Below are 23,229 nucleotides of genomic sequence, written 5' to 3'. Positions count from 1 at the left end.
AAATATCTTAAATTTCTCCTTTTTCGTTTAATTTTAGATCTATTTTTTTCTCCAACTTTTGTAGTATGACCGGAAGATATCTGTCTTTTAATTTTTTTCTATCGTACTGATGAATTAAAAAATAAGTAATTCCCATTCCTAAAATTCCAGCCAAGAAAGAGAAGATATCTGAAAAGCTCAAAGTATAAAGTATGGAAATTATAGACAAGAAAACGATTAAAGGAATCCCATAAGCTAAAAAAGAAAGTTTCACTACTGGAACTTCAGGCATTTCAACAATTACTTTGTCTCCTTTTTTTACATCGACCTCTTCAGTATTTTTGGCTTTTAACTTCAGCTCGTTTGGGCCACCTAATAGGGTACAACCACCTTTCATTGCACAGCTTTCACATTCTTGCGTCCTTGTGGTTCTCAAATACACGTAATTCTCATCTTTATCGATAACATCCATTACTTCCCTCATCGTTTAATACCTCCAATCCTTGATTACATACGTCCAAAACTGTTACTTTATACCTTTGCTCTAAGTGAGAAAGAAATTTGACCATTTCGTTTTCAATATTTTTATAATCTTCATCTAAAATTCCCATGATCGTAGGACCAGAGCCACTCAAAAAACAACCCTTTACACCTATTTTTATCAATTTAGACGTTATTTCTTCCCAGTTAGGGATAAAATCTTTACGATATGGCTGATGGATTTTATCCTTTGTGGCTTCTGATAAGTTTTCAAAATGCGCGGTTACAAGTGAAGCAACGAGAAGACCAACCCTACTTATATTAAACACTGCCTCTTCAACAGGCACATTTTGTGGCAAAAGTAAACGGGCTTTTTTTGTAGAAAAATGAAAATCTGGGATGATAGCTAATAATTTTAACTGAGGTGGTAAATTCATTTTTACATATTTAACTTCGTTTTCTAACAAACAGCCTACTGTCAATCCTCCAACCAATGCTGGTAAAATATTATCCGTATGTCCGTCCATTGTAGCTGCTAAATACATTATCTCTTCTTTCTTCAAGGGATCATTAAGCAGCTTATTGGCAGCTACCAGGCCACCCGCTATACAAGCTGCGCTACTTCCTAAGCCTCTTGCAAGGGGTATATTATTTATAAGATTTATTCGAAGACCTTTCGGATGGAAATCTACTACTTCAAATAGTCGCTTCATCGCTCGATAAACCAAATTATGTTCATTAGTTTCTATATGCATTCGATCCTCAACTGGAACATTTATTTCAAGGCCAAAGTTGATTTCTTCCACTTCTATAATATTGTATAATTGTAAGGCTATCCCTAAACTGTCAAATCCTGGTCCTATGTTCGCAGTTGTAGCTGGAACTTTCACTCTGATCATTTCTTCAGCCCTTTCATTATTAGTTATCTAAAATTAAGTTTACTTTTAACATTGTTGATAACAGAATTTTCGCAGGAAAAGTATGTTTTTATAATGTTCTTATATATATCGATTATTTTCTTGCAGTTTTCATTCAACTCATCTTCTTTGATTTTTCCCTCAAAAAATTCGTTCAACAATTCTTCTTCTTTTTCGTTCATATGAACTTAGCCTCCTCTATCAATTGTCTCAATTTTTTCCTAGCATAATGTAGCTTACTTTTCACCGTTCCCAAAGGGATTTCCATTATATCGGAAATTTCATTGTAACTCAGTCCATCGATATCTCTTAATTTAATCAATAGCCTTTCTTCATCGTCAAGTTTTTCCATTATATTCAAAATCATTTGGTAATCGAGTTCTTCTAAGACTTCATTTTTTACGTTGGTATCGGAAATTGCTTGGATATTATGATTTTGGTCTGTTTCATCTTCAAAATCCACAGAAGTTTCTTTACTTCTTTGATATTTTCGAGAATAATTTTTACCAACGTTGACAGCTATTCTATAAATCCAAGTAGACAACTTGGAACGGCCTTTAAATCCATTTATCCCTTTAATAATTCTTATAAACACTTCTTGAAGTGCATCTTCTATTTCATCATGGTTAACGTAATTTTTTAAAACTCCGTAAATTTTTGGTGCATACTCTTCGTATAATTTTTTAAACGCATCAGGATCATTTTTTTTAAGATCTTCAACGAATTTTTCTTCTGTCAATTTGACTCTCTCCTATAATAAATTGTTCATATTATTATACCATAATTGTCGAGGGGATTCTATGAAAAATTTTTCCTGAAATTTTTTTCATAGTTGACAAAAACTTCGATAATCGTTCCTAAATTAGTATAATCGTTTCTAATCGTCTAAGAACAGATCTCTTTGGATTTGAAACTTTGAGAAAAAAGGGATAAAATATGTATGTAAGACAGAAGTGAAGTTCTATACTTCCTAGAAGGAAACAATAAGAAAAAGGAGGGATTTCAAATATGGAAGAAACAAAGAAGGTAAGTTTGTACGATAACGCAGTTAAACAATTTGATAGAGCTGCTAGAATCATGGAATTGGATAGAAATTTAAGAGAAGTATTAATCAAGCCAAAAAGAGAACTTACCGTTAATTTTCCAGTACGTATGGATGATGGATCAATCAAAGTTTTTACAGGTTACAGAGTACAACACAATGTTTCCAGGGGTCCAGCAAAAGGTGGAATTAGGTACCATCCAGATGTTACATTAGATGAAGTTAAGGCATTAGCCTTCTGGATGACGTGGAAGTCCGCAGTGGTAGACATCCCCTATGGTGGGGCTAAAGGCGGAGTTACAGTGGATCCATTTAAACTTTCAGATTCAGAATTAGAGAAATTATCCCGAAGATTCTTCTCTGAAATTCAAATTATAATAGGTGAAGAAAAAGATATCCCCGCCCCAGATGTAAACACTAATGGTCAAATAATGTCTTGGTATATGGATACATATTCGATGAATATTGGTCATACTACTTTAGGGCATAGTTACAGGGAAGCCTTTAGAGATTGGAGGTTCTGAAGGAAGAACAGAAGCCACTGGAAGAGGAGTAAATATATGTATTGAGGAAGCTGTAAAGTATTTGACAGACAAGGGTAAGCTAAATAAAAAAGATGAAGCGATAACTGTTGCCATTCAAGGGTTCGGTAACGTTGGTTCTTACTTGGCTTTGACTCTCACAGAAGAAACTAAATATAGATTGGTTGCAATATCTGATTATAGTGGTGGTTTTTATAAAGAATCCGGTTTCACAGCAGAAGAGATTCGGAGACTAATGGATAGAACTAGAAATAGAAAAGCCTTGTTATTGGATGTTAACGAAGAAGGTTATAAAGAGATAACCAACGAAGAGTTATTGAAATTAGATGTTGATGTTTTTGCCCCTTGTGCTATGGAAAATGCCATTAACGAAGATAATGCAGATGATATAAGAGCAAAACTCATTGTTGAAGGAGCCAACGGTCCATTAACTCCAGAAGCGGACGATATCTTGTTGTCCAAGAATGTCTTCATAGTACCGGATTTCTTGGCAAATGCTGGTGGCGTGACCGTTTCGTACTTCGAATGGGTACAAGGGCTTCAGTGGAATTTTTGGGAACTTGAAGATATTAGAAAAGCCCTTCATAAAAAGATGAAGAATGCCTTTTGTGACGTTGCTCAAACAATGGATAAGTATGAAGTCGATATGCGAACAGCTGCATATGTGAGAGCTATCGAACGTGTGGCAAACGCTACAAAGTTAAGAGGCATTTATCCATGATGACAAAATAACAAAAATTACCCCTTTCTTAACTATTTAGAAAGGGGTAATTTTTTGGTTACTTAAGTCAAGTAAAATAGAATAGGTTTATTTAATAAAGAGGTGGAAAAATGGCTTTTACCTTAATTTCTGTATTTATAAACGCTACGATTGGTTTATTTCTGGTTGATATGTTGTATTGGATTTTTTCACTAATAATTTTAGGTATTGTACTGTACATTTCCTGGAAAAAAAGTACGTATAGTAAATTAGGTAACTTTATTTTGTTAGTAGGGGTTTTATTTTCTTTTTTTGGTTATTTAAATAATTTTGATCCGTCTTATTTTTATTTGTTGATAAACCTTTCTGCCTTTCTAGCTGTTCTTTATACAGCGTTTAACAAAAAAATATTAATTATTCTATCTTGGATGTTGAATGGTTTTTCCTTGGGTTACATCATTGCCGCTTTGAGAAACTTAAATTTGGGCATTGTATTTGGCATAATTATTTTCCTTATAGGATTAAGAGATGTTTTTTTGCCTAAAAAGTTTGACGAACATTTAAATGACTAATTCTTGTATTGTAGAAGCTAACCTTTTTATCCCCTCTTCAATACTTTCTTCATTTGCACAGGAATAATTTAATCTCAAGGTATTTACATTTTTCTTATCAATGTAAAAAGGGTCTCCGGGGACGAAGGCAACCTTTTTTTCAATAGCTTTGTCAATCAACTCAAGAGCCGAGATGTTGTTAGGTAAAGTTACCCAAAGAAACATTCCTCCTTGTGGATTCGTATATTCTACATCTTTGGGGAAATATTTTTTAATACTGTCTATCATTGCATTTTTTTGTGAACCATACCTCATTTTTATGTTCATTATATGTTTCTCTAGGTCGTTCTCTTTCACGAACTGGTATATTATTCTTTGCCCTACATAATTAGAATGGAGATCAGCTCCTTGCTTAGCGGTTACAAGATTTTCCAATATATCTTTAGGAGCAACTACCCAACCCAGCCTAAATCCTGGGGCAACAATTTTTGAGAATGATCCTAAAAGTATCGTTTGTTCAGGTATCAATTTTTTGAATGAAACACTATCTTTCCCTTCAAATCTTAACTCTCCATATGGGTCATCTTCTATAAGGTAAATATTGTGCTTTTTCAACAAGTCAGCTATCTTTTCTCTATTTTTATTTGTATAAGTAATTCCCGAAGGGTTTTGAAAATTTGGGACGGTGTAAAGTAATTTTGGTGAAAATTCTTCTAAAACATCTTCTAATTCTTCTAAATCAAGCCCTTCTTGGGATAGTTTTACGATTTTAAAGTTTTTTGTGTATACTGCTAATGCTTGTATGGCTCCCAAGTATCCAGGTTCTTCAATTGCAATGAAATCATCTTCATTCAAAAATAATTTTCCAAGTAGGTCAAGGGCTTGTTGAGAACCATGAGTTATTAAGACATCATCTTGTGTAATATTTAAATCTTTCTTTTCCACGTACCTATTGGCGATGAATTCTCTTAAAGGTGGATAGCCTTCTGTGGAACTGTATTGAAGTATCTCTTTACCGTGATTATCAAACTGGTAAACAGCGGCATTTTTTATCTCGTTTACTGGAAACAAATCAGGATTTGGTAAACCGCCTGCAAATGAAATTATTTCGGGGTCATCAACTACTTTAAGTATCTCTCTTATAAAAGAACGTGGAACGTTTTTCATACGATTAGCGTATATATTTTCCATTTTTTATCTCCTCCTGAGAAATTTTTATAGCCTTTAGAAATCTTAAAACTTAATTTAGCGCTCCTTCGCCAAACATTAAGGGGTAAACCCCTTAAGATCCTCAAATTCGCGTAACATCATTTGCCCAGCAAATGAGAATATGGAAATTGTTTCTAAGGCATTATATAGAACCATTTTGCACAAAGGTCCAAAAAAACATGGTTTGCACACTGCAGCAAACAGGGCTCCGCCCTTCAATCCTTTTAAAATCAAAATCTTATATTTCTGAAGTGTCTGAAAGTTTTGTTAGTTTTCTTTAACAGGGATCAAATTATCTACAAACAAGCCATATTCTACACTGTCTAACAATGCTTTCCAACTGGCTTGAATTATGTTAGTTGAAACACCCACAGTAGTCCAAGTTTTATCGGTGTCTGAAGTTTCTATTAAGACCCGCACCTTTGCAGCGGTTCCAGAAGCACTGTCCAGCACCCTTACTTTGTAATCTATCAATTTCATGTTTTTTAGGGAAGGGAAAAAGTCTTCTAAAGCCTTTCGCAATGCCATATCTAACGCATTCACAGGTCCGTCGCCTTCAGCAACAGCATGGACAGTTTCATCATTTATCTTTAATTTGACAACGGCTTCGGTTCCCGTGCCTTTACCAAAATTGTAATGAAGAATGTTGAAATTCTCCACTTGAAAATTTGGGGCGTAGTCAAAAAATTCTCTTAATACTAAGAGTTTCAAAGAAGCATCTGCACCTTCAAATTGATATCCATCATGCTCATATTCCTTGATCTTCAATGTTAACTTTTTGAACTGTTCTTCAGAAAATTGTGTAATATCAAAGCCCAATTCTTCCAACTTTGATTTCAAATTGCTTTTTCCTGATAACTCAGAAACTAATATCCTTCTAGTGTTTCCAACCCATTCCGGAGATATGTGTTCGTAAGTGAGAGGATTTTTAAGAATGGCGCTAACATGGACGCCACCTTTATGTGTGAATGCGCTTCTTCCCACGTAAGGGATCCTGTTGTCAGGAGTTAAGTTAGCAACTTCAAATACGTAATTATAAAGTGAAGTTGTTTTTTCTACATTTATTTTCGGTAATCTAAATCCGTATTTAAACTTCAAATTAGGTATTATAATACAAAGGTCTGCATTACCACATCTTTCCCCTAAGCCTCCAACCGTTCCTTGTATTTGTTCAACTCCTTCTTGTAAGGCTGTAAGAGAATTTGCTACAGCTAGACCGGAATCGTTGTGGGCATGAATGCCCAAAGGTATTTTTATTCTTTCTTTTACCACTTCTATTGCCTCTTTTATCTTTGAAGGGGTTTGCCCCCCATTTGTGTCACATAAAACAACAATTGAAGCACCGGAGTTTTGTGCAACTTCCAAGGTTTTAAGGGCATATTGTTGATTATGGTTAAAACCATCAAAAAAGTGTTCAGCATCAAAAAAGACTTCTATACCTTTTCTTTTTAAGAAGGTTATCGTATCTTCTATGAGTTTCAGGTTGTCATCAAGAGAAATGCCCAAGGCTTGAGATACATGGAAGTCCCAGCTTTTTGCAAATATAGTAACGATTTTTGCCCCAGAAGAAACTAATTTTAAAATATTCTGATCATCTTCTGCTTTTATTCCGTATCTTTTTGTAGAGCTAAATGCAATTATTTCACTATTTTTAAATGACATACGTTGAACTTTTTTAAAGAACTCTTCATCTTTAGGATTGGACCCTGGCCAACCACCTTCAATGTAGTCTATTCCGTACTCATCTAATTTTTTAGCTATCTTTAATTTATCTTCTACAGTTAGAGAAACATTCTCGCCCTGGGTTCCGTCTCTTAAAGTGGTATCAAACAATTTAGGTTCTTTCAATTTGGTTCACCCTCTTTTTAGAATTTTGACAATTTCGTCTCCTACTTCGCTGGTGCTTAAATTTCCCCCCATGTCTTGAGAAAGTAAGTTTTCTTGGATAGAGATCTTAATTGAATCTTCAATCTTTTCAGCTAAATCTTTTCTTCCGAAATATTCTAACATCATAGCTGCAGCTAAAATAGCAGCTATAGGATTGGCAACACCTTTACCAGCAATATCGGGAGCTGAACCATGAACGGGTTCAAACATAGAAACACTGTTAGGATTAATATTTCCCGAGGCAGCTAACCCCATGCCTCCCTGAAGTTCTGCACCCAAATCTGTGATGATGTCTCCAAACATATTGCAGGTTACTATCACATCAAAAATTTCGGGATTTCGTACCATTTTCATCGTTATAGCATCCACGTAATAATGATCAGTCTGAACTTCTGGATATTCCTTCTTTAACTCTTCAAACACCCTTAACCATAAGCCGTGAGAATAAGTTAATACGTTACTTTTATCACAGAGTGTTAGTTTCCCCTTGAGATTTTTTGCATACTCGAATGCGTAACGGATGATACGCTCTACACCTTTTCTAGTTGAAAGCATCTCTTGTATCGCTACTTCGTCTTGAGTATCTTTTTTTAAAATTCCTCCAATACCTGCATAGAGTCCTTCTGTGTTTTCTCTTATTACTGTAAAATTGATCTCATTAACGCCCTTCTTCTTCAAAGGAGAAAACCTGTCGTTTAGTAGTTTTATTGGCCTTAAATTGACGTATTGATCAAAATGAAATCGTAATTTTAATAGTATTCCATGTTCTAATATACCTGATGGTACTCTTGGATCTCCCACTGCACCCAAATATATGGCATCGAAGGTTTCTAATTGTTTCAATAGAGAATCTGGAATTAATTCTCCAGATTTTAGATAGCGTTCGGCTCCAACCTCGAACTCTTCAAATTTAAGATTCAAATTATACTTTTCTCCCATAAAATTTAAGATTTTAAGACCTTCATTGATTACTTCCTTTCCAATTCCATCTCCTGGTAGAACAGCGACCGACGGCATCTATTGAGCGACCTCCTTTTTGATCTTCTCTATCAATCCCCCGGAAGATATTATTTCTTGAAGAAATTTAGGATATTTCTCTGAATAGTATTCTTCATTGTTTTTTAGATCTTTGATGATTCCATTGTCTAAATCTATCTCTATTTCCGAACCATCTTCTATATTATGGGAAGCTTCTTTAGAAATAAGTATAGGTAATCCAATATTGATAGCGTTTCGATAAAAAATCCTTGCAAAGCTTTCTGCTATGACACAAGAAACACCTGCCGCCTTAATCGATAATGGAGCATGCTCACGAGAGCTTCCAGAACCAAAGTTCCTTCCGGCTACTATAATGTCTCCTTTTTTAACTTTTTTTACGAAATCTTTATCTATATCTTCCATACAATGTTGTGCCAATATTTCTGGTTCAGGGTTGTTTAGATATCTAGCTGGTATAATAACATCGGTATCAACGTTGTCACCGTATTTGAAAACTCTCCCTCTGAATTTCACCTTATAACCTCCTCAGGATGGGTAATGTATCCACTAACAGCAGAAGCTGCCGCCACCGCAGGATTGGATAAATAAACTTCACTTTCTGGATGCCCCATCCTTCCAACAAAATTCCTGTTAGTTGTAGAGATTGCTCTTTCACCTTTTGCCAAAACTCCCATATGGCCACCAAGGCAAGGTCCGCACGTTGGTGTACTTACGGCGGCTCCCGCTTCGATGAATATTTCAATTAAGCCTTCTTTTAGTGCCTGCATGTATATATCTTGGGTGCCAGGAAAAATAATACATCTTACATCAGGGTTGATTTTATGTCCCTTAAGCACGTGAGCAGCAATTCTTAAATCTTCTATTCTTCCGTTAGTGCAAGAACCAATTACAGATTGATCTATTTTTATCCCCTTTGCTTCATTAACAGGTTTGGTGTTTTCTGGCAAATGTGGGAAAGCCACCTGTGGTTCAATACTTGATACATCATATTCGATAACTTCTTCATAAGAAGCATCGGGATCGCTACTTACCGGTGTATATTCTCTTACTGCCCTTTCTTTTAAGTACTCTTTGGTTTTTTCATCGTATTCAAATAATCCACATTTTGCCCCTGCTTCTATCGCCATGTTTGCCATAGTCATTCTCGAATCCATAGAAAGATCTTTGATCGTTTCTCCAGTAAACTCAATAGATTTATACAGGGCTCCGTCTACTCCTATATCTCCTATCGTGTAAAGTATCAGATCCTTCCCACTGACCCATGGGTTTAACTTCCCCTTGTATACAATCTTTATACTTTCTGGGACACGAAACCATAAGTAACCGGTAGCCATTGCGGCAGCCATGTCGGTGCTTCCAACACCTGTACCTAAACAGTTAAGTGCCCCATAGGTACACGTATGTGAATCTGCTCCTACAACGATTTCACCTGGTAAGGCTAGTCCTTTTTCAGGTATTAGACAGTGTTCTATTCCCATCTTACCTATCTCAAAATAATTAAGAATATTCATCTCTTTTGCAAAATTTCTTATAAATAAAGCATTTTGCGCAGATTTTATATCTTTATTTGGGGTAAAATGATCTGGAACTATTGCAACCCTTTCATTATCAAATACTTTAGATAAACCTATTTTTCTAAATTCTTTGATGGCAACAGGAGTTGTTACATCGTTCCCAAGCACTAAATCTACTCTTGCATTAACAATCTCTCCAGGTTTAACTTCACTTTTATTTGAATGAGACGCAAGAATCTTCTCTACAATAGTCATTTCTTTACTTCCTCGCTTTATTATTTTATTTTTTTGCTGTTTGGAGTTTTTTAGTCATGTATTTATTCAACGCATTTAGATAGGCCAAAGTACTTGCTTGGGTAATATCTGTTTCAACAGAATGCCCAACGTATACATCTTCTCCAATTTTGAGTTTAACGGTTGTTTCTCCTAAGGCGTCGGTCCCCTCTGTAACGCCTTCTATCTTATACGAAATCAAAGTGATATTTTCTTCTTCAGCGATTTCGTTTATGGCTTTAAATATGGCATCTATTGGTCCGTCTCCACTGCAAGCCGCTTTTTCTATCAAATCTTCTCCTCTTGCTATTTTTATAGTCGCTGTCGGTAGTGTAGTGTTTCCAGTAGTAACGGATAAATATTTGAGTTTGAAATAATCCTCCGTTTTATATAGTTCGTCGTTTATCAATGCTTCAACATCAAGCGGATTTAAATTCTTTTTTTTACTGGCTAGATCTTTGAATTTAATGAATAACTTTTCAAAGGTTTGTTCATCCACGGTGTAACCAGATGATATTAAGAACTCCTTTAAGGCATGTCTTCCCGAATGTTTCCCTAATATTAGTTTATTTGAATTCAACCCTATACTTTCTGCTTTCATTATTTCGTAAGTAGTTCTTTCTTTGATAACACCATCTTGATGAATACCAGATTCATGTGCAAAGGCATTTTTACCTACTATTGCTTTATTAGGTTGAATAACCATTCCAGTAAATTGTGAAACCATGTTGCTTAATTTCAAAATCTTAGTTGTATCCTGCGTTACGACTAAATCTTCAAAATAATCTTTCCTGGTAACTAATGCCATTAAAACTTCTTCTAAGGCGGCGTTTCCTGCCCTTTCTCCTATTCCGTTGACTGCAACCTCCGCCTGATCGGCACCCTCTTTCAGAGCAATAAGTGTGTTAGCAGTTGCCATCCCTAAATCGTTGTGGCAATGTACGCTTAATTCAATCTTTTCTATATTCCTTGTGTTTTCTTTTATCTTCTTAATAAATTCACCAAATTCTTGAGGAATTGCATATCCCACAGTATCAGGCACGTTAATTACCGACGCACCAGCTTCGATGACTTTTTCAAAGAGTTTGTACAAAAACTCTAACTCGCTTCTTGAAGCATCTTCTGCTGAAAATTCAACGTTATTAGTATACTTTGCTGCATACTTCACGGCCTCAACTGCTCTTTCCATAACTTGCTCTTCATTCATTTGCAGCTTATATTTCATGTGAATAGGAGAAGTGGCAATGAACACATGAATTCTTGGTTGTTCTGCTTCCTGAAGTGCTTCCCAAGCACAATCGATATCTTTGTAGTTCGCCCTTGCTAAAGCGGCGATCTCAACATCTCTGATTTTTTGGGCGATGTTTTTCACACTTTCAAAATCACTACTTGAAGAAATAGGAAAACCAGCCTCTATTACATCAACTTTTAACAAGGAAAGCTGTTCGGCTATTGCCAACTTCTCCTCCATTGTCAAACTTACTCCTGGAGATTGTTCGCCATCCCTCAACGTAGTATCAAAAATTTTTATTTTTCTCAAATTTGATCACTCTCCCACTTGCCTATATTTTTTAGCTTTCTATCCAAGGCATCATCGCTCTCAACTTCGCTCCTACTTGTTCCAACAAAGAATTATTATCTTTTTCAGTTAAAGCGTTGAAAACAGGCCTATTGGCTTTGTTTTCTAATATCCAGTCCTTTGCAAAATTCCCATTCTGTATGTTTGCAAGTACCTCTTTCATAGTTTCTTTAACCCTATTATCGATAATTTTGGGCCCAATGGCAAGGTCTCCATATTGTGCAGTGTCACTTATAGAGTATCTCATCTTTTTTAATCCACCTTCATACAAGAGATCAACGATTAATTTAAGTTCATTCAAACATTCAAAATAGGCTATTTCTGGTTGATATCCCGCTTCAACGAGTGTTTCAAAACCTGCCTTGATAAGAGATGTAGTTCCACCACATAAGACCGCTTGTTCTCCAAATAGATCCGTTTCTGTTTCCTCTTTGAAAGTTGTTTTGATGACACCTGCTCGTGTACAACCTATTCCTTTGGCGTAAGATAAACCCAACTCTTTTGCTTTTCCTGAAAAATCTTGGTGAACAGCTAATAATCCTGGAACCCCTTTGCCTTCTAAATACATTCTTCTGACTAAATGACCAGGACTTTTAGGAGCAACCATGAATACATCAATGTTTTTTGGAGGCACAATTTGTCCAAAATGGATATTAAAACCATGAGAAAACCCAAGTGCATTACCCTCGTCTAAGTTGGGTTCTATGTCTTTTTTGTATACCTCACTCTGAACTTCATCAGGGATCAATACTTGAATAATATCTCCTTTTTTAACTGCTTCAGATGTTTCGTATACTTCAAAACCATCTTTTTGGGCAGTTTCTTTGCTTTTACTATCTTTCTTCAAACCTATAATTACTTTTAATCCGCTATCTTTAAGATTTTGTGCCTGAGCATGACCCTGACTTCCATAACCCAAAACCGCAATAGTTTTTCCCTTCAATAAACCTAAGTCTGCATCCTTTTCATAGAATGTTTCCACCATACACTATCACTCCTTAATTTTTATGAATTTGTCAAAACGTTATTGTTCATTTCTCTATCTATAGCTACAATCCCTGTTCTCACAACTTCTTTAATGCCAAAATCCTTCATTATTTCGATAAAGGCATTTATTTTATTTTCATCCCCCGTAATTTCAACTGTTATTGTGTCAAGGGAAAAATCGACAACCTTACCCCTAAAAACGTCGACCACCTGAATAACTTGGCTTCTTTGATTTTTTCCACAATTTACCTTAATTATCGCCATATCCCTCTCTATCATATTGCTTTGATTCAACTCAGTGATCTTTATAACATCTATAAGTTTGTAAAGTTGTTTTTTTACTTGTTCTAATGTATCTGTATTTGCTTCGACAACTATCGTCATTCGCGAATACTCCGGTAATTCAGTTTCACCTACATTTAAACTCAGTATGTTAAAATTTCTCCTACTGAATAGACCAGATATCCTTGCCAAAACTGCAGGTTGATTATTCACCGTTACTGATAAGATGTGTCTCATGCAACCTCCCCCTGTTTTTCCTTTTCTCTCTTTTTCTTTTTTAGTTCCAACATCTCATTGATCGATGCCCCTTCTGGAACCATTGGGAATACGTTCTCATCTTGAGGAATAATGACGTCCAGTAAAACTGGGCCATCATAATTTAGAACCTCTTTCAAAGCCATCTCTACATCGTTTGTTTGATCGATTCTTAACGATTTTATTCCATAAGCCTGAGCCAATTTAACGAAATCAGGATTTTCAAGTATAGTGCCGGAATATCTTTCATCAAAAAATAACTCTTGCCACTGTCTTACCATCCCTAAGGTTCCATTGTTTAAAATGATTATTTTTACTGGGAGCCTGTTGGAACTTATTGTAGCTAACTCCTGGAGATTCATTTGAAAACTTCCGTCACCAGATATGTTGATAACCGTTTTATTGGGATTTCCTACCTGAACACCCATACTGGCTGGTAAACCATATCCCATAGTTCCAAGGCCTCCTGAGGTTATGAATGACCTAGGTTTCGAAAAATGAAAGTATTGGGCTGCCCACATTTGATTTTGGCCAACTTCTGTTACTATTAAAGTATTTTCATCGGTTAACTCATCCAATTTTTCAATCAAGTATTGTGGCTTAATATTGTTATCATCGTATTCGTAGTTAAGCGGAAATCGTCTTTTCCATTCTTTTATTTTTTCTAGCCATTCTTTTCTTTCGATCGCCTTTATCAACGGAATTAATTTATCTAAAACGTTTTTTGCGTTACCAACAATGGGAATATCAACTTTGACATTTTTATTTACTTCAGCTGGATCGATATCTATATGAATGATCTTTGCATATGGAGCAAACGTTTCCAACTTCCCCGTTACCCTGTCATCAAAGCGTACTCCAATTCCTATTATCAAATCTGCTTCAGATATAGCGTAGTTGGCATACATTGTACCGTGCATTCCTAGCATCTTTAGAGAAAGCTCATGATCTTCTGGAAAAGCCCCAAGACCCATAAGAGATGTAACTACTGGTATCCTTCCCTTTATTGCCATATTTGTCAGTTCTTCTGAAGCATTAGAATTTATAACTCCTCCACCGGCAAAGATAACTGGCCTCTGGGATGTATTAATCGCCTCGGCAGCCAATTTTATTTGCATGTAGTTACCTTCGTATGTTGGCTGATATCCTGGGAGATTAACGCTTTGAGGATACATGAAATCAGCGTGAGATTTAAGAACATCCACTGGTAAATCTACCAATACTGGACCTGGTCTACCAGTTCTGGCTATGTAAAAAGCTTCTTTTATAGTTTTAGCTAAATCCTTTACATTTGTTACCATGTAATTGTGCTTGGTTACAGGCAAGGTTATTCCTCTTATGTCTATTTCTTGGAATGAGTCTGTACCTATTAGACTCGTCGGAGCTTGACCTGTAAAAGCTACAACTGGTACGGAATCCATGTACGCAGTAGCTAGTCCGGTAACTAGGTTAGTAGCTCCAGGCCCAGAAGTAGCTATACACACTCCAACTTTCCCCGTACTCCTTGCATAACCATCTGCAGCATGCGCAGCGCCTTGTTCATGACGTACTAATATATGTTTTATAGGAGCGTCGTAGAGTTCATCATAAAGTGGGATAACCTTCCCTCCTGGATATCCAAATACGACCTCAACCTTTTCCCTCAAAAGAGATTCAACGAATATTCTTGCCCCGGAATGAATCGGCATAAAATCACCTCTCTAATTTTTTTATTCTAAAAACGCCCCTTTATCCGCTGATTGTACAAATCTACTGTACCTATCTAAATACCCATTTGTTTTTGGAAGTATCGGTTTAAAAGTATTTAATCTTGCTTGTAATTCTTCTTCTGATATTTTTAAATTTAGAGTCTTTTCTGGTATGTTTATCGATACCATATCCCCATCCCTTACGACCCCTATTGGACCTCCTGCCGCAGCTTCGGGAGATACATGACCTATGGCAGAGCCGCGTGTTGCTCCTGAGAATCTACCATCGGTGATCAGGGCAACCTTCTTATCCAATCCCATACCAGCTAATGCAGAAGTAGGTGCTAACATCTCTCTCATACCTGGTCCTCCCTTCGGACCTTCGTATAGGATAACTACTACATCTCCTTCTTTAATTTTTCCCCCATAAATAGCTTTGATGGCTTCTTCTTCTTTGTTGAAGACCTTTGCAGGTCCTTCATGTACCAACATCTCATCCGATACAGCTATCTGTTTAACAATTGCCCCGTTGGGAGCTATATTACCTTTTAACACCGCTAGTCCTCCATCTTTATGGTACGGTTTATCTATCGGCCTTATCACTTCATGGTTGACATAACCAACTGTTTTGAGATTTTCACCTAAGGTTTCCCCTGTTACGGTCAAGCAGTCCAAATGGAGCAAATTCTTTTTTGACAATTCTTTTAATACAGCAGGAATACCACCAGCGTAATATAAATCTTCAATGTGATGAATTCCTGCGGGAGTTAAACTACATAGGTGTGGGGTTTTGGAACTAATTTTATTAATAATATCTATGTCAAAATCGATTCCGGCTTCGTGAACGATTGCGGGCAAATGTAAAGCGGTGTTGGTAGAACAACCTAAAGCCATGTCTAGAGTAAAGGCGTTTTCTACAGTTTTTTCGGTGAATATATCCAACGGTTTAATGTCTTTAGCTACTAACTCCATTATTTTTTCTCCACTTTTTGTTGCCAAAGCCCTCCTACTAGAAAAAACTGCCGGAATCGTCCCATTTCCCGGCAGTGCAAGTCCTAAAACCTCTGTTAGGCAATTCATTGAATTGGCAGTAAACATCCCAGCACAAGACCCATACCCAGGACAGGCAGTCATTTCCATTTCACTTAACTCTTCATCAGAAATCTTATTGGCAACTCTCGCACCAACAGCTTCAAACATATCATGTAAATCGATTTTTCTTCCTCTGTAATTCCCCGCAAGCATTGGACCTCCACTTACAACTATCGCGGGAATATTTAACCTCAAAGCGGCCATTAGCATCCCTGGAACGATCTTATCGCAGTTGGGAATAAGGACCAATCCATCGAATTTGTAGGCTCTAGCTACAGATTCTATAGAATCGGCAATCAACTCTCTACTCGGTAATGAATAGTTCATACCGCTGTGTCCCATAGCGATACCATCACAGATTCCTATCGTTGAAAAAGCTAAAGGTAAACCTCCAGCTGCGTATACGCCATTTTTTACACTCTCACATATTTCATTCAAATGTTTATGTCCTGGTATTATATCGTTCGCAGAGTTAGCTATACCTATTATAGGTTTATCGATCTCTTCTTTTGTCAACCCTAAGGCATAAAGCAAAGAACGATGTGGAGCTTTTGATACTCCTTTTTTAATTTCGTCGCTTCTTTGTTTATTATCGCTCATATAATCCTCCCTTTCCATAAAGTTTAAAAATGTTGAAAAAATCCCCGGTAGAATTCATTCCCGTTCTTTCCACTTTGGATAACATCCAAGAATTTTAAAGAAAGAACTCATTTTTTCTAATTTATCTAATGCTGTTATTACATCTTTATCTTCTTTATAACCTTCAAAATCTATATAAAAAGAATATTCACCTAATTGCTTTTTGGTTGGTCTAGATTCGATCCTTGTTAGATTTATGTTCTTTTCTTTGAAGGTTTTTAACATATTGTACAGAACCCCAGGTTTGTTGTGTTTTGGAGAACATATTATCGAGGTTTTGTAATTTTGTTCTGGATCTTCAAACTTTGTAAAGTTATCTGAATGTGCAATCACAAAAAAACGGGTTGAGTTACTTTTTGAGTCTTGAATATCTTTAGCCAAAACTTTTAAATTATAGATATTAACAATATTTTCTGAACCTATAGCGGCACTTTTTGGCACATCTTTTATCATTTCGCAAGCATTTGCGGTACTTGCGGTAAATATAACTTCAGGATTATTCAATCTATTTTTTATAAACTTACCACATTGTCCAATTGCTTGTTGATGCGAAAAAAGCTTTTTAATCTCTGCCAAGTCTAAACTTTCATAAGATAGAAGAAAATGCTTAATTGGAACAACACACTCTCCCACTACCTGAATATCTGATTTCTCGAATAAAAGATCCATTGTAATATTAACTGAGCCTTCCACGGAATTTTCAATTGGGACAACTCCAAAATCTACTTCTTTACTTTGAACCATTTCAAAAACATCTGAAATAGATTGTAATGGAATCAATGAAACATTTTCACTAAAATATTTCACCGTTGCAATTTCACTAAAAGTCCCTTTAGGTCCTAAATAACAACATTTTTTTAAATTCTGATCTTTTTTCAAGACGTCTAACTCCTTGAACTCAAAAATATTACGAAAATATTTTCAGGGTTGAAAGAAAATGAAAAAAATTTCATTTTTCCTAATTATTGGTAACTATTTAAGATTAGCGTAAATTATTAGCGATTATACTCTAAAATCTCCTTTTTTGCAAGATTTGAAAAAAATTTCATTGAAGGGCCTTCTAATTCTTTCTTTTATGGGTTTTAGAAATATAGGATTAAAACCGTCCAATTTAATTTAACTAAAAATTTACTCAAAACAAATAAAAATTTTACTTTTCGCTTTCTAAAAAAATTGTACAGGAGGAAATGAAAGGTGGCAAAAATGGTACAATTTAATATAGTGGTTCTACCAGTTGATAAATTAAATTTTTCAATTACATCTTAAATCGCAGATAGTGGCAATAATCCTTTTAAAACACTATATCTTCTTTATGGTGGATTTGGTAATTATACTAGCTGGGTGTCAGAAACAAGCATTCAAAGATTAGCTGAGGGAAGGAACCTGGCTGTTGTGATGCCTTCTGGGAATAATTCTTTTTATCTGGATCAACCAGAATCTGGAAATTTTGGGATACTTATATTGAAAAAGTTCTTGACTGGCTTCCATTGAAAAATTGATCGCCAGCCGTTGAATGTAATTTAATTCAAGGAGAGGAAACTAAAATTACCTTTTAAAAATCATAAAATCGTATTCAATATAACACCATACGAAATAAAACCCTTTAAAGTGTGATTAAAATGAAAAAAATAATTTTTGTAATGGGAATTACTTAGAAGGTGTAAAAAATGAAAGTGTTGGGGATAGATTTTGGGACAACTTCTTACAGTGCATGCTTATACGACAGTAAAAGTAAAGAAATTGCCTTCGCAAATAAACAAAATACAAGTTTAATTTTCGATGGTTTAAAAAGTGAATTTGACATAAAAAAATTAGAAAGTGATTTTGATTCTTTTATAAAATATCTAACTAAAGTTTTTGATTTAAAAGGAACCAAAGCTATTTCGGTCACCGGAAATATGCATAGTTTTTTTCTTGTGAAAGATAACACCCCAATAACAAATATAATTACTTGGCAAGATCAAAGAGCTTTAGAGAAAAATGAAAATGGAATTACATATGTAGATTATATTAATAAAAATTATAAATCGCTATTTTCAAAATTTCAATACTTTCTAAGCCCAGGGTATGCTGTCACAACTTTACTCCCTTTACAAAAATTTCTACGTACTTCGGGGTTTTCTCTCCATTTTGCTCCAGATTTCATTGTAAAAAAGCTCACTGGAGATACTACATACGATTCAATACCTATAGATCCTACTATAGCGCATAGCAGTGGATTTTACGCATTAGAAAACAAAGATTGGAATTGGAAACTAATCAATGCATTGGGATACAGCGAAATTCACCTTCCCAAAATTGCTGAACCTGGAACTTTTGTTGGGAATGTTGGAAAGTACATCCCTCAATTAACTGGTACCCCGATTTTTTTAGGGATGGGTGACAATCAAGCGTCAGTTTTAGGCGCAATTTTTGAAAAGAAACTTGAAACTTCTTACAATAAAATAAATTCGATGGTTATAAGCATAGGAACAAGTGGGCAAATATCTGCTGTAGTTAAGGAAATAAAAAGGATTTCAAAATACATAGATTATCGACCTTTTTTAAATAATTATTATTTATTAGTTGGAGCTAGTTTATCCGCTGGTAAGACTATTGACACTATTAAAGATTTTATAAAAAGCTTTATAAGCTTGGCTTGTAAGGAAAACGTTGAAGACAATCACATTTACGAATTTATCCAAAATTCCATATTACCAGTTTCTCCTCTAAAATTTCGCACTACATTAAACGGTACACGTTATAATCCTAATTTGAGAGGAGCTATTAATAATATAAGTTTAAACAACTTTACAATTCAGAACCTAGTGACAGCAGCTGCATATGGAATAGTGGAAGAACTCTACAAATATTATAGAGAAATGTATATCGATAATGAAGATATGATAGGGGTGGGAAATGGATTACAGAAAAACAAATATTTTATAAACATCATAAAAAAAGTCTTTAATAAAAATTTTTACCTAAGTAAACTGGAAGAAACTACAAGTTTTGGTGCTGCTGTGTGCGCAATGGAAGGAAAAACGAAAGGGGAGGTCGACATTCAAGGATGAATGAAGAAGAAATTCAAGAACAACTAAAGAAACCTTTGATAACCAAAGAAACAATGTACACTTACTAAACGAAAAGTGCTTCTTCCCCCTGAGTGTTGAATCCTATCAATTATTCTCAAGAAAAAGAACTTCTTATCTCAGTATCTCAAATCTATTTCTTCCATACATTATCCTCTTAATAACTTTCAATTTATTCACAGAACCATCTGCTAATCTTTCGATGTATAAAATTTCTAACCGCTTGCATATCCCGTTTTAAACCGTTCACAAATTTATCTATCTTTTGGAAGAAGTGGTTCTGCTTTTTTGAACAGTATTGTATGCACTGTAATATTTTTTGTGTATTCCTTCCTCTAAGGTTAAAGTTATTACAAAATGATTTGTAATTGCCGGACTGATAAAAATCAAGAAACTTCTAAATATGTATTTCTCAAAACATTATTTGAAAACTCTTGGTTCTACTAAACTGTGTGACTATTTCAATTTAAATTCAGTATGTTTAGTAGACGAAATCGAAATACAGTTGAGAAGAATTACCATATGTGTGCCGAGCAAAATTCAGCGTGTCCAACCAGTGAAAGTCTGGTCTGAGGAAAGGCTAGCAACCACCTCAGTAGGGAACTCTGCATAGTGGGAGGTAACGAACCTATGAAGCCAGAGGGAACAAGGTACCGGGCTACAACGCAAGTGAAGGTATTGAGCCCCGAAATACTCATTATGTCGGAGGTCGACGCTGTGTATGGGGCGGAAGACAGCAGTCTTACTGGCGATAAGCGAGACAGTAAGACCCCGACGGGGTCTGAGACCGTGGCACGGTATCAAAAGGACAAGCTGGGAACTCGGGAGACCCGCAACGTTCCTGGTGAAAGGGTATGGACTGCCAAGCCTATAGACGGCAAGGTTGTCCAGATGACGTTGTGGGAGTCGGACCAATGCATAGTACCGAAGAAGCCCTGTAATGAGGGTGGAGGGAAGGCGTTGGCAGCAGTGCCTTGGGACGAAAGGGACACTTCCTCCGCACACAGAGGCGGACAAAGGAAGTCAACAAAACTTTCGTCCCTAACTGCTTTAGCTCGGGAAAATCCACAGATGAGATTTACCTCATTAGCTCATCTGCTCACCGTGGACTTTCTCAAAGAGTGCTTCAAGGAGCTTAAGAAAGATAAAGCTCCTGGAGTAGATGGGGTAACAGTTAAGGAGTATGAAGTCACCTTAGAGAAGAACCTGAAGGAGTTAGTGGAGAAGTTAAGGGCAAAACGTTATAAACCTCAGCCTGTAAGGAGGGTTTATATCCCAAAGTCCAGGGGAGGAAAAAGACCGCTGGGCATCCCCACAGTGGAAGATAAGTTAGTCCAGATGGCGTTGAAGAAAATCCTTGAGGCAATCTTTGAGGTTGACTTTCTTGATGTATCTTATGGTTTTCGTCCTAAAAGAAGCTGCCATCAAGCTCTGGATATTCTGGACAAGGCGGTAATGACTAAGCCTGTCAACTATATAGTAGATATGGACATCGAGAAATTCTTCGATAACGTAAACCACAAATGGTTGATGAAGTTTCTGCGGCTGCGGATAGCTGACTCAAGCATTTTAAGGTTGATAGGACGCTTCTTAAAGGCAGGGGTAATGGAAGAAGGCAAATATTACCAAATAGATAAGGGCACGCCGCAAGGTGGGGTGTTAAGCCCCCTTCTGGCTAATATTTATCTTCACTTCAGTTTAGACCTCTGGTTTGAGAAGGTAGTAAAAAGACAGAGTAAAGGGTTTTCTCAGCTTATCCGGTATGCTGATGACTTTGTTGCCTGCTTTCAAAGGGTTGACGATGCAAGAGCATTTGGAAAAGAGTTGAGGGAACGGCTAAACAAAGTTGGGCTGAGAATATCGAAAGAGAAAAGCCGAATAATTTGCTTTGGTCGTTATCCATACTACTGGGCACGAAAGAAAGGTAAGAGGTTAGCAACCTTTGATTTTCTTGGCTTTACCCATTACTGTACAAAGACAAGAAAAGGCTATTTTAAGTTAGGACGGAAGACTTCAAAGGCAAAGTTTAGACAGGGAATAAAGGAAATGAACCAGTGGTTAAAGGATGTCCGTAATCAAGTAGAGTTGAAAGAATGGTGGAAAGTGTTAAAACTGAAGTTAATAGGACATTTTCGCTACTATGGGATAAGCGGAAACATGCGAAAGATATGGGCGTTCCACAAACAAACCGTAAGATTGGCTTTTAAGTGGATAAACAGACGCAGTCAGAAGAGGAGTTACAACTGGGAACAATTTCAGCAGTTTCTCCACTTTAATCCTTTGCCTGTACCAAAGATATATCACTTAACTTACACTCTGTCCTAAAGACAGTGATGCGCTACTGAAGAGCCGTATGCGGGAAATCCGCACGTACGGTTCTGTGAGGGGGCAGTGGAAATAGGGTTAAGGTAAACCTAAACGGGCACGAAACTGGAAACGGTGGATACAGCCAAGGAGAATCTAAGGCCACTACGCAACTGCTCTACTCGACAATGAGCTTTGTATGGTAAATGATAAAAACGTGGTATCAAATAAATTATAATATAAAGAAGGTAAACCTTTAATATTGAATGTATAAAATGTATAAAAGGTAGTTAAAGTACGTGTTTTAGAATTTCTATAGACAATAAAAATTATGAAAGAGGAGAGGTGTTAAAATGTTAAAAAGAGGGGTAATCCTTGAGCCTAATAAAATTGTTATAAAAGAATATTCACTAGATCGTGATCCAAAAAATGACGAAAGCCTTTTAAAAATCTTATATTGCGGAATCTGTGGCTCAGATGTTCACGTTTTCAAAGGGAAACATCCTTTTGTAGAATTTCCAGTTTCGACTGGGCATGAAGTTATTGGAATCATTGAAAAGTCTGATATATTTAAAAAAGGCCAATATGTTGCTATTAGGCCCTCCATTTGGGATAATGAATGTTACTATTGTAAACATGGAATGCCTCATATATGTGAGAACTTAAAAGTTAGAGGATTTCAAGAAGAGGGTTTATTAGCAGAAAAAGTTATAATACCAAACGAAGCGATTTTCCCAATTAATCCTAAAAACGATGAAGTTGAAGCCTTCACATTAACTGAACCATTGTCAACAGCTGTTCATGCCGCAAAGCTATCGTGTCTAGCTGGAAAAAGAGTAGCCGTAGTTGGTTTGGGAACAATTGGAATTCTTACGGCTGCAGTTGCTAAGGTCTATGGTGCAAAAGAGGTAATAGGTTTTGATGTTAATTCTTGGAAGGTGCAAAAAGCAAAAGAATTCAACTTCGTTTCAGATGCATTGAGCCCTCAAGAAACTAATGCCTATAAAGATTTTGATGTTGTTTTTGAAGCTGTAGGGATACAATCGTCAATTGATACAGCTTTTAACTTAGTTAGAAAACATGGTACAATTATTGTAATAGGTGTTTTCGCTGGTCCTGGTACTGTTCCACTACATTTAATTCAAGATAGAGAGTTTATTATAAGCTAATCGGTGATATGTCAAGAGGTAAAAATCAAAAAAATTGTTAAAAATTAGCGTAACTGACAATGCCCATACT

General features: G+C 36.1%; 19 protein-coding genes and 2 pseudogenes. 6 read left to right on the top strand and 15 right to left on the bottom strand.

Translation table 11 applies throughout. From position 1 onward, the window contains the following. Positions 1-7: 7 nt before the first annotated feature. Genes ACW9JY_RS07215 through ACW9JY_RS07200 form a run of 4 tightly spaced genes read right to left on the bottom strand, consistent with a single transcriptional unit; the run spans position 8 to position 2,115 of the window. Positions 8-463, bottom strand: a complete 456-nt coding sequence (locus ACW9JY_RS07215) for a SoxR reducing system RseC family protein (protein ID WP_457283857.1) — start codon at positions 461-463, stop codon at positions 8-10. Continuing rightward, positions 435-1,358, bottom strand: coding sequence for a homoserine kinase (thrB, locus tag ACW9JY_RS07210; protein WP_103898910.1), 924 nt, complete (start codon positions 1,356-1,358; stop codon positions 435-437). The genes ACW9JY_RS07215 and thrB overlap by 29 nt, the downstream gene beginning before the upstream one ends. A 23-nt stretch (positions 1,359-1,381) precedes the next feature. Continuing rightward, positions 1,382-1,558 carry a hypothetical protein gene (locus tag ACW9JY_RS07205; protein WP_169925163.1) on the bottom strand — a complete coding sequence of 59 codons (177 nt, stop codon included), beginning with the start codon at positions 1,556-1,558 and terminating at the stop codon, positions 1,382-1,384. Further along, positions 1,555-2,115: an RNA polymerase sigma factor gene (locus ACW9JY_RS07200; protein ID WP_103077173.1), complete on the bottom strand. Its 561-nt coding sequence runs from the start codon at positions 2,113-2,115 to the stop codon at positions 1,555-1,557. Before ACW9JY_RS07200 ends, ACW9JY_RS07205 begins: the two co-directional genes overlap by 4 nt. 269 nt (positions 2,116-2,384) lie before the next feature. Between ACW9JY_RS07200 and ACW9JY_RS07195 the strand changes: the two are divergent. After that, positions 2,385-3,681, top strand: a pseudogene (locus ACW9JY_RS07195) (Glu/Leu/Phe/Val family dehydrogenase). 110 nt (positions 3,682-3,791) lie between these two features. Continuing rightward, positions 3,792-4,232: a hypothetical protein gene (locus ACW9JY_RS07190; protein ID WP_103898912.1), complete on the top strand. Its 441-nt coding sequence runs from the start codon at positions 3,792-3,794 to the stop codon at positions 4,230-4,232. Here ACW9JY_RS07190 and ACW9JY_RS07185 read toward each other — a convergent pair. From ACW9JY_RS07185 to pheA, 11 genes are all read right to left on the bottom strand, one after another. Beyond that, a complete protein-coding gene (locus ACW9JY_RS07185) occupies positions 4,221-5,402 on the bottom strand; it encodes an aminotransferase-like domain-containing protein (RefSeq protein WP_457283856.1) in 1,182 nt (393 codons plus the stop codon). The genes ACW9JY_RS07190 and ACW9JY_RS07185 overlap by 12 nt on opposite strands. 285 nt (positions 5,403-5,687) lie before the next feature. Beyond that, positions 5,688-7,268 (bottom strand): citramalate synthase, encoded by a 1,581-nt coding sequence (gene cimA / locus ACW9JY_RS07180; protein ID WP_457283855.1) that lies wholly within the window; start codon positions 7,266-7,268, stop codon positions 5,688-5,690. A 6-nt stretch (positions 7,269-7,274) separates the two neighbouring features. Then, complete coding sequence (locus ACW9JY_RS07175; RefSeq protein WP_457283854.1) at positions 7,275-8,324, bottom strand: 3-isopropylmalate dehydrogenase; 1,050 nt, start codon at positions 8,322-8,324, stop codon at positions 7,275-7,277. Next, positions 8,325-8,819, bottom strand: coding sequence for a 3-isopropylmalate dehydratase small subunit (gene leuD, locus ACW9JY_RS07170; protein ID WP_103898915.1), 495 nt, complete (start codon positions 8,817-8,819; stop codon positions 8,325-8,327). Beyond that, on the bottom strand, positions 8,816-10,075 hold the full coding sequence (gene leuC / locus ACW9JY_RS07165) for a 3-isopropylmalate dehydratase large subunit (RefSeq protein WP_103898916.1): 1,260 nt from the start codon (positions 10,073-10,075) through the stop codon (positions 8,816-8,818). The genes leuD and leuC overlap by 4 nt, the downstream gene beginning before the upstream one ends. A 25-nt stretch (positions 10,076-10,100) precedes the next feature. Further along, complete coding sequence (locus ACW9JY_RS07160; RefSeq protein ID WP_103898917.1) at positions 10,101-11,633, bottom strand: 2-isopropylmalate synthase; 1,533 nt, start codon at positions 11,631-11,633, stop codon at positions 10,101-10,103. A gap of 31 nt (positions 11,634-11,664) precedes the next feature. Continuing rightward, entirely contained in the window at positions 11,665-12,657 is a 993-nt protein-coding gene (gene ilvC, locus ACW9JY_RS07155) for a ketol-acid reductoisomerase (protein WP_103079283.1), read from the bottom strand. A 20-nt stretch (positions 12,658-12,677) separates the two neighbouring features. Next, complete coding sequence (gene ilvN / locus ACW9JY_RS07150; RefSeq protein WP_103079284.1) at positions 12,678-13,178, bottom strand: acetolactate synthase small subunit; 501 nt, start codon at positions 13,176-13,178, stop codon at positions 12,678-12,680. Further along, entirely contained in the window at positions 13,175-14,884 is a 1,710-nt protein-coding gene (ilvB, locus tag ACW9JY_RS07145; RefSeq protein WP_103079285.1) for a biosynthetic-type acetolactate synthase large subunit, read from the bottom strand. Before ilvB ends, ilvN begins: the two co-directional genes overlap by 4 nt. 21 nt (positions 14,885-14,905) lie before the next feature. After that, positions 14,906-16,576, bottom strand: coding sequence for a dihydroxy-acid dehydratase (ilvD, locus tag ACW9JY_RS07140; RefSeq protein ID WP_457283853.1), 1,671 nt, complete (start codon positions 16,574-16,576; stop codon positions 14,906-14,908). A gap of 54 nt (positions 16,577-16,630) precedes the next feature. Then, entirely contained in the window at positions 16,631-17,494 is an 864-nt protein-coding gene (gene pheA / locus ACW9JY_RS07135; protein ID WP_457283852.1) for a prephenate dehydratase, read from the bottom strand. Positions 17,495-17,818: 324 nt separating this feature from the next. On the opposite strand from pheA, the pseudogene ACW9JY_RS07130 reads away from it, so the two are divergent. The 4 genes and pseudogenes from ACW9JY_RS07130 to ACW9JY_RS07115 form a co-directional block, all read left to right on the top strand. Continuing rightward, positions 17,819-18,064, top strand: a pseudogene (locus ACW9JY_RS07130) (acetylesterase); the annotation flags it as partial. A 218-nt stretch (positions 18,065-18,282) separates the two neighbouring features. Then, entirely contained in the window at positions 18,283-19,668 is a 1,386-nt protein-coding gene (locus tag ACW9JY_RS07125) for a sedoheptulokinase (protein WP_457283851.1), read from the top strand. Positions 19,669-20,316: 648 nt separating this feature from the next. Then, a complete protein-coding gene (gene ltrA, locus ACW9JY_RS07120; RefSeq protein ID WP_457283850.1) occupies positions 20,317-22,011 on the top strand; it encodes a group II intron reverse transcriptase/maturase in 1,695 nt (564 codons plus the stop codon). Positions 22,012-22,343: 332 nt separating this feature from the next. Continuing rightward, on the top strand, positions 22,344-23,159 hold the full coding sequence (locus tag ACW9JY_RS07115; RefSeq protein WP_457283849.1) for a zinc-dependent alcohol dehydrogenase: 816 nt from the start codon (positions 22,344-22,346) through the stop codon (positions 23,157-23,159). Positions 23,160-23,229: the final 70 nt, after the last annotated feature.

This window comes from Petrotoga sp. DB-2 (assembly GCF_054051725.1).
Note: the sequence above shows the minus strand (reverse complement) of the source record. Positions and strands in the feature narration are given on the sequence as shown.